At 59.2% G+C, this 6,536-nt stretch carries 6 protein-coding genes and 2 pseudogenes; 6 read left to right on the top strand and 2 right to left on the bottom strand.

Features of this window, described 5'->3' with window-relative positions; genetic code table 11:
- Positions 1–302: pseudogene (locus tag G533_RS24285) on the bottom strand (transposase); the annotation flags it as partial.
- On the opposite strand from G533_RS24285, the gene G533_RS22955 reads away from it, so the two are divergent.
- From G533_RS22955 to G533_RS22945, 3 genes are all read left to right on the top strand, one after another.
- Complete coding sequence (locus G533_RS22955) at positions 283–1,014, top strand: M20/M25/M40 family metallo-hydrolase (RefSeq protein ID WP_035529182.1); 732 nt, start codon at positions 283–285, stop codon at positions 1,012–1,014. The pseudogene G533_RS24285 and the gene G533_RS22955 sit on opposite strands and share 20 nt — an antisense overlap.
- A gap of 144 nt (positions 1,015–1,158) precedes the next feature.
- Positions 1,159–2,709: a flavin-containing monooxygenase gene (locus G533_RS22950; protein WP_051230686.1), complete on the top strand. Its 1,551-nt coding sequence runs from the start codon at positions 1,159–1,161 to the stop codon at positions 2,707–2,709.
- Complete coding sequence (locus G533_RS22945; protein WP_084639174.1) at positions 2,706–3,326, top strand: SDR family NAD(P)-dependent oxidoreductase; 621 nt, start codon at positions 2,706–2,708, stop codon at positions 3,324–3,326. The genes G533_RS22950 and G533_RS22945 overlap by 4 nt, the downstream gene beginning before the upstream one ends.
- Before the next feature lie 63 nt (positions 3,327–3,389).
- On the opposite strand, the gene G533_RS22940 is transcribed toward G533_RS22945, so the two are convergent.
- Positions 3,390–4,529, bottom strand: a complete 1,140-nt coding sequence (locus G533_RS22940; RefSeq protein WP_051230683.1) for an ISNCY family transposase — start codon at positions 4,527–4,529, stop codon at positions 3,390–3,392.
- 209 nt (positions 4,530–4,738) lie between these two features.
- On the opposite strand from G533_RS22940, the gene G533_RS22935 reads away from it, so the two are divergent.
- From G533_RS22935 to G533_RS0118845, 3 genes and pseudogenes are all read left to right on the top strand, one after another.
- Positions 4,739–4,987, top strand: coding sequence for an SDR family oxidoreductase (locus G533_RS22935; protein WP_027951259.1), 249 nt, complete (start codon positions 4,739–4,741; stop codon positions 4,985–4,987).
- 9 nt (positions 4,988–4,996) lie between these two features.
- Entirely contained in the window at positions 4,997–5,656 is a 660-nt protein-coding gene (locus tag G533_RS22930) for a Crp/Fnr family transcriptional regulator (protein WP_035529179.1), read from the top strand.
- A gap of 112 nt (positions 5,657–5,768) precedes the next feature.
- Positions 5,769–6,251 (top strand): annotated as a pseudogene (locus G533_RS0118845) (ATP-binding protein); the annotation flags it as partial.
- Between the last annotated feature and the right edge of the window lie 285 nt (positions 6,252–6,536).

Raw genomic sequence — 6,536 nt, 5'->3', positions numbered from 1 at the left:
GTGACGAGCCCTCGCCAGCGATGGTTCGGTGCCAGGACGCCATGGTAGCGGGTGAGGTTGACTCTTGGTTTGGGTACCAGGGCGGCCAACCTGGCGATGAAATCCAACGGTTCGAAGGCCACCTGGGTCGTGCCATCCCGGTACGGAGTTTTCAGCGTGTAGACCACCTTTCCCGTGGAGCTCAGTGACAGGCGGGGAACAGCCACGGCCGGGCGGGATATATAGCGGCACAGCCTTTCACGTTTTTCTTTTTGATGCCCTTCGCAACTCACACCGGCATGCATGGAGAATCCGTTGGCCTTGGCGACCCACTCGCACGTCACCTCGGCTGCGCCAACGGGTGTGATCGGTTATCGCGGCGGTCCGATCATGGCCGCCAGCGGCGACCTGCGTATCCGGGTGCGTGGTGAGCAGACACATGGCGCCCAGCCCTGGAGTGGTGTCGACCCCATCGTGGCCAGTGCGCAGATCATCAACGGCCTGCAAACCGTGGTCAGCCGGCAGACCAACATCATGCCGGCGCCGGCGGTGGTTTCCATTGGCACCATTGAAGGTGGCGCCCGGCACAATATCATTCCCGATAGCGTTGAGATGACCGGGACTATTCGCACCTTTGGTGACGAGGTGCAGCAACAGGTCAATGCCGATATCACGCGAACTGCCGAGCAGATGGCCAGAGCTTCGGGGGCCGAGGCCAAGGTCAGTATTGTCGATAATTACGCGACCACGGTGAACGACACCAGTCTGACCGGACAGATGCTGCCCACGCTCAAACAGGCAGCTCAGGGGCAGGTCTTCCCCTCGCCACTGGTGACCGCCTCTGAGGATTTTTCCTTCTATGCCCAGCAGGTGCCCGGGCTGTTTTTCTTTCTCGGGGTCACGCCAGCAGAAAAAGTCGGCCGCGCTGCCCCCAATCATTCACCCGAGTTTATGGTTGATGATGCCGCGTTGCTGATCGAGATCAAGGCGCTTTCAGCGTTGGTGACCGACTACCAGGCCCAGGCAGTGGAATAGCACTGGCACAGACACTGCTGCTGCGATGTAGTAGAAAACAGGAGTGGCAGCAGCAAACTGCCACTCCTTGACAGTTTGCTTCTGGCCCTTGGCCAATACTGCTCCGGAAACGTTCAACAGGCTGTTGATCAACCGGAGAGACCCATGTCAGCAACACACCAATCCCAGGCCGGCAACCCGGCCGACGAGTACTATGATGTGGTCATTGTCGGTGCCGGAATTTCCGGCATCGGCTCGGCGACCATGCTGCGTCAGCAGCACCCTCATCTGCGCTTTCTTATTCTCGAAGCCCTGGAATCCTATGGCGGTACCTGGCTGATCCACAAATACCCGGGTACTCGTTCAGACAGTGACCTTTTCACCTTCGGTTATCACTTCAAACCCTGGACCGGCAAGCCGATTGCTAGCCGCGACCAGATCCTGCAGTACCTGGGTGAGGCCATCGAGGATGCCGACCTGGCTCCGCACATCTGCTACCGGCAAAAAGTACAGGCGGCCAACTGGTCCAGTGACCAGCAGTGCTGGACGTTGCAGGTGCAGGATGGTGACAGCCAGCGGGTCCAATCGGTTCAGGCCGGTTTTCTCTGGATGTGCCAGGGCTACTACCAGCACGCAAAGGGTTACACGCCAGACTGGCCTGGCCTGGAACATTTCAAGGGTACCGTCATCCACCCGCAGCAATGGCCGGAAGACGCGGACCTCGCTGACCAGCAGGTGGTGGTCATTGGCTCGGGCGCAACCGCTGCCACGCTGATTCCGGCGCTGGCGGATGACTGCCGGCACGTTACCATGCTGCAGCGCACACCGACCTATTTTGCCGCCGGGCGCAATGCTGATGCCCTGGCGGAAGAGCTGCGCAAGCTTGAGGTGGATCCTGACTGGATCCATCAGATCATGCGCAAGAAAGCCGTGCATGACCGTGCCGTGCTGCTCAAGCACGCTAGCAAGGCGCCGGACAAACTCAAACAGACCCTGATCGATGGCGTGCGCGCCTGCCTGCCGGAGGGTTTTGATGCCGAGCGGCATTTCACCCCACCCTACAAACCGCTGCAGCAGCGGGTGGCCTTTGTGCCCGAAGGTGACCTGTTCAAGGCCATCAGCGACGGCAAGGCCAGTGTGGTTACCGACCAGATCGAAACCTTCGACGAGCAGGGTATTGTCCTGCGCTCAGGGGAGCGTCTGGACTGTGATGTGGTGGTCACCGCCACCGGTTTCGATATGGCGGTCATGGGCGAGATTCCTTTCAGCGTGGACGGTGAGCCGGTGGATTTTGCCAACACCGTGGGTTACCGCGGCATCCTGTTCACCGGCGTGCCCAATATGGCCTGGGTCTATGGTTATGGCTTTTACAGCTGGACCCTGCGGGTGGAGCTGATTGGCAACTTTGTCTGCCGGCTGCTAGCGCATCTGCAAGCGACCAGGGCCAGCAGCGTGGCCCCGGCCTTGCGCCCCGAGGATGCCGATATGACCTTGCTGCCCTGGGTCGACACGCAAACCCTGAATCCAGGCTATCTGCTGCGCAGCCTGCACCGCTTGCCCAAGCGCGGTGACAAACCGGAGTGGCAGCATAGCCAGGACTACGAATACGAAAAGCAGGTGTTACCCAGAGTCGACTTCAGCGATTCGATCTTCAGCTACCACTATATTGATAGCGCCCGCAAGGCAAGTAAAACCATGAGGAGTACAACAGCATGAAAGATTTCAATAATAAGGTTGCGGTGATTACCGGTGGCGGCTCAGGCCTGGGTAAGGCGCTGGCTGAGGCTGCGGTCAAGCGCGGCATGAAGGTCGTGCTGGCGGATGTCAATGCCAAGGCGCTGGAACAGACCCTGGAAGCGCTGCGCGCACAAGGTGCCGACGTTATTGGTGAGGTGCTGGATGTGACCGCTGCCGCAGCCGTCGCTGCCCTGGCCGAGCGCACACAGCAGCATTTTGGCCCGGCCAACCTGGTATTCAACAATGCCGGCGTCGCCAGTGCCGGCCTGATCTGGGAAAGCAGCGACCAGGACTGGGACTGGCTGTTGGCCGTCAACGTCAAGGGCGTTGCCAACGGGCTGCGCGCCTTCACCCCGCAGATGCTAGCTGCGGCCAAGGGTGACGCGGATTATCAAGGCTGCATCGTCAATACCGCCTCGCTGGCCGGCGTGCTGACCGGGCCGGCGATGGGCGTATACAGCGTATCCAAACATGCGGTGATGGCCATGTCCGAATGCCTTTACCATGATCTGTCCCTGCTGACCAATCAGGTGACTGCTGCGGTACTGTCACCCTCCTATGTGTTTGTAGCAAGTAGATTTGTCCGGTTTTTATAGCAAATGAATTGTCCGCTTTTGTAGGCGCTGGGTTTTCGATCCAGCGGATAGCTGCGAAGCGGTTTACGCGGCCATCTTTCTCCGTTTCTTAATGAGTGCCCCCTGCGCGTTGTAGTGCGCCAGGCAGCGTGGCCCATGGAAGACGGCGAGGTCGCCATTGGGGTATTCGTGAACCCGCACGCGGGTCTTGCTGAAGTGACGAATCTTGTCGCTGGGTAGCTGTAAGGTCATACCCTGATAGGACACACAATTGTCTTTGCCCGTGATTCGCTCCACCTGACGACAGAGAATATTGTCGATGTCCACGCCTAGCAGCGGTACAAAGGCATCGCCCTCTTGGGCCGGTTTGACCATGAAACGGCGGTTAAAACGCTTGAGATAGCTGCGCCGCAGGAACTGGTTGGCCTCGTCCATGGTAGTGATACCGGCCAGGGCCAGCTCCTTTGGCAGACGGTCCTGCAAGGTGCGAAAGAAACGCTCCGAGCGCCCTCGCGCCTCGGGCGAGTAGGCGGCGATCATCTGAATGCCAAGCTGGTTCATAGCACGCCCGAACTGCGTCAGGCGCTGCTTGTCGACTTTGTTGCCGGCTTCAGTTGTGAGCCAGTAATGGGAGCCCCGATCACTGTAGAAGCTGGAAAATAAGCCTCGCTTCTGCAGAACCACTTTGACGCCCTCAAAACTGGAGAATGTGCCTTCCTCCTCGACAAACTGAGCGCAGTAGATCTCACTGTTAGCGTCGTCCATGGTCACGATGAGGTCCCAGATCTGGCCGGGCACCCACTCATGGGTAGAGCCGTCCTGATGGATCATCATCCCTGGCAGGGGTGCCCGAGGCCGTCGGCGGCGCTGAGGGCCGCGCTTCTTCCCTTTGGGTGCCAGGTTCGCCTCCTGCAACCGGCTCTTTACCCACGTGTAGGAGCGACTGCCCTGGTGCTCGTCCTGGTAGCGCTCAAAGAAGTGCTTCACGGTCCAGCCGTCGTAACGCTCCTTGTAAAGCGCTTCAAGGCGCAACACCTCGTCAACCGGCGCTTTGCGGGCTGATATCTCGCTAATGCGCTTGTCCATCAGTCCTTCAAATCCCGCTTCCTCATATCGGTTGATATATCGGCGAAAGCTCCGTTCACACAAGCCCAGCAGCTGCGCCGCTTGCTCTTGGGTTAATCGTTTGCTTTGCCAGCCCTCGTAGGCCTCTTCAAATCTCATGCGTCTGGTCTCCTGTAACCAAGCTGCCCGGCCCACTTGCTCTCTCCTAATCAAGAACTTAGTGAAACCGGACAGATTACTTGCTACAGAACCGGACAGAACATTAGCTACCTACACTGTCACCCTCCTATGTAGCCACCAACATCGGCCAGTGCTATCATGTTCGGCCGCAGCAGTGGGCCAACAATGAAGGGCCAACGCGCTCGCAGATGGCCACCGCTGCCATTGCGCAGAACGATCTGGATAACGGCTCGCTCAGCGCCGAGCAGGTCGCGGAAATCACCTTCAACGCCGTCGAACAGGGTCGTTTCTATATTTTCCCTACCGATGAAGTTCATGGCCTGCTCAAGCACCGTTTCGAGCGCATGCTGGAGAATGCTCAGCCGGACTTGCCCTATGCTGATTATCCGTTGCTGCATAATCGTCGCCAGCGCCTAGTTGAAGCCCTGGGTGACTGAGGAGACCCGATGGCAGACACCGCTACTGGCAGCCTGAGCCCGGCCCTGGACAGCTTGCTGCGACAGCATGCACGGCGGCAGTGTCTGCCGAAAAAAGGTCAGCTCTTCCTGCGTGGCTCCAGGCCGGACGCCTTGTTCTGTCTGCTCAGCGGCAAGGTCAGGCTCAGCGTGACCGGCGCCAGTGGGCGTGAGGCCTTGCTGAATGTGGTGCCGCCCGGGCACTGGTTTGGCGAGGCCTCGGTGTTCAGCGGTGAAGCTCGGGCCCATGATGCCTTTGCCGAAGAGGACTCGGAATTGCTGGTGGTGCCGGCCAAGGTGTTGCACCGGCTGGTTCATGACCAGCCGGCTTTCCTGCTGGAATTTCTACGCCTCATGGGGATTCGCTACAAGCTGACCCTGGAGCGCATGGATGACAGCGTGCTGCAGCCACTGCCGACCCGGCTGGCGCTGAAATTACTGGCGCTGGCCAATACCGCTGAAGCGGAAGACACCTCCTTGACCGGCTGCCAGCTGCGGGTATCACAGGAAAGTCTGGCCCAGATTCTGGGTGTGTCCCGGCAAAGCATCAACAAACTCCTCAAGCAGTGGGAGCATGCCGGTATTATCGCTGTTCGCTACCGCACCATCGATCTGCTTGCTCCCGAGCGTCTGACGCGTCAAATCCATTAGGGTCTGTGCTCGCCCCTTGGCAGTAGGCAAACCTGACGGCTACTATGCGGTCTGCTTGTTTGCCCGCGCAGCCTGCGGGCACCCCGATTGACCGAGGATAACCAGACGCTCTATGTCAGATACCTATAATGCCGACGCGTTGGAAGTACTCAGCGGCCTGGACCCGGTGCGCCGCCGACCGGGCATGTACACCGACACCACGCGTCCCAACCACCTGGCGCAGGAAGTCATCGACAACAGTGTCGACGAGGCACTCGCCGGGCATGCCCGCAGCATCAGTGTGGTGCTGCATCAGGACAATTCGCTTGAGGTCAGCGATGATGGTCGCGGAATGCCGGTGGATATTCATCCTGAGGAGGGCGTCTCGGGTGTCGAGCTGATCCTTACCCGCCTGCATGCCGGCGGCAAGTTCTCGAACAAGAACTACCAGTTCTCCGGCGGTTTGCACGGGGTTGGCATCTCGGTGGTCAACGCGCTTTCGCTGCGGGTTGAGGTCCGGGTCAAGCGCGATGGACAGGAATACGCCATGGCGTTCGAGAATGGCGAAAAGGTTCGTGAGCTGGAGGTCATCGGTACCGTCGGCAAGCGCAATACCGAGGCATAGGACATATTAACGGCCTATCGAGAGTAGACATCCTCGCTGATTGTTCTGCCCGGACCTGCGGACCTGTCGAAGTTTCCATCTATTGACCCGAAAATCCTGTTTGCGGCGTTGAACATGTTATTCCTATCCGGTCAATTCTGAACGAGCGCGCGCAACCGCTCGTGCCATGCGGTTTCCCTGGCTTCCTTGCTAGTGGGTTGATGTTGGTCTGGAATCCCTCCCAGCGAAAAGTGACAACGTTCCAGGTGGCGCTCTGGTCGGTGGCACCAGCAATGG

It is taken from the genome of Haliea salexigens DSM 19537, from assembly GCF_000423125.1.
GTDB classification, from domain to species: domain Bacteria; phylum Pseudomonadota; class Gammaproteobacteria; order Pseudomonadales; family Halieaceae; genus Haliea; species Haliea salexigens.
The sequence above is the reverse complement of the archived record's forward strand: the minus strand, read 5'-3'. Positions and strand labels throughout refer to the sequence as shown.

Coding starts and splice junctions, on each gene's coding strand:
- G533_RS22955 (WP_035529182.1), top strand. CDS start 283: ATGGAGAATCCGTTGGCCTTGGCGACCCACTCGCACGTCACCTCGGCT.
- G533_RS22950 (WP_051230686.1), top strand. CDS start 1,159: ATGTCAGCAACACACCAATCCCAGGCCGGCAACCCGGCCGACGAGTAC.
- G533_RS22945 (WP_084639174.1), top strand. CDS start 2,706: ATGAAAGATTTCAATAATAAGGTTGCGGTGATTACCGGTGGCGGCTCA.
- G533_RS22940 (WP_051230683.1), bottom strand. CDS start 4,529: ATGAGATTTGAAGAGGCCTACGAGGGCTGGCAAAGCAAACGATTAACC.
- G533_RS22935 (WP_027951259.1), top strand. CDS start 4,739: ATGGCCACCGCTGCCATTGCGCAGAACGATCTGGATAACGGCTCGCTC.
- G533_RS22930 (WP_035529179.1), top strand. CDS start 4,997: ATGGCAGACACCGCTACTGGCAGCCTGAGCCCGGCCCTGGACAGCTTG.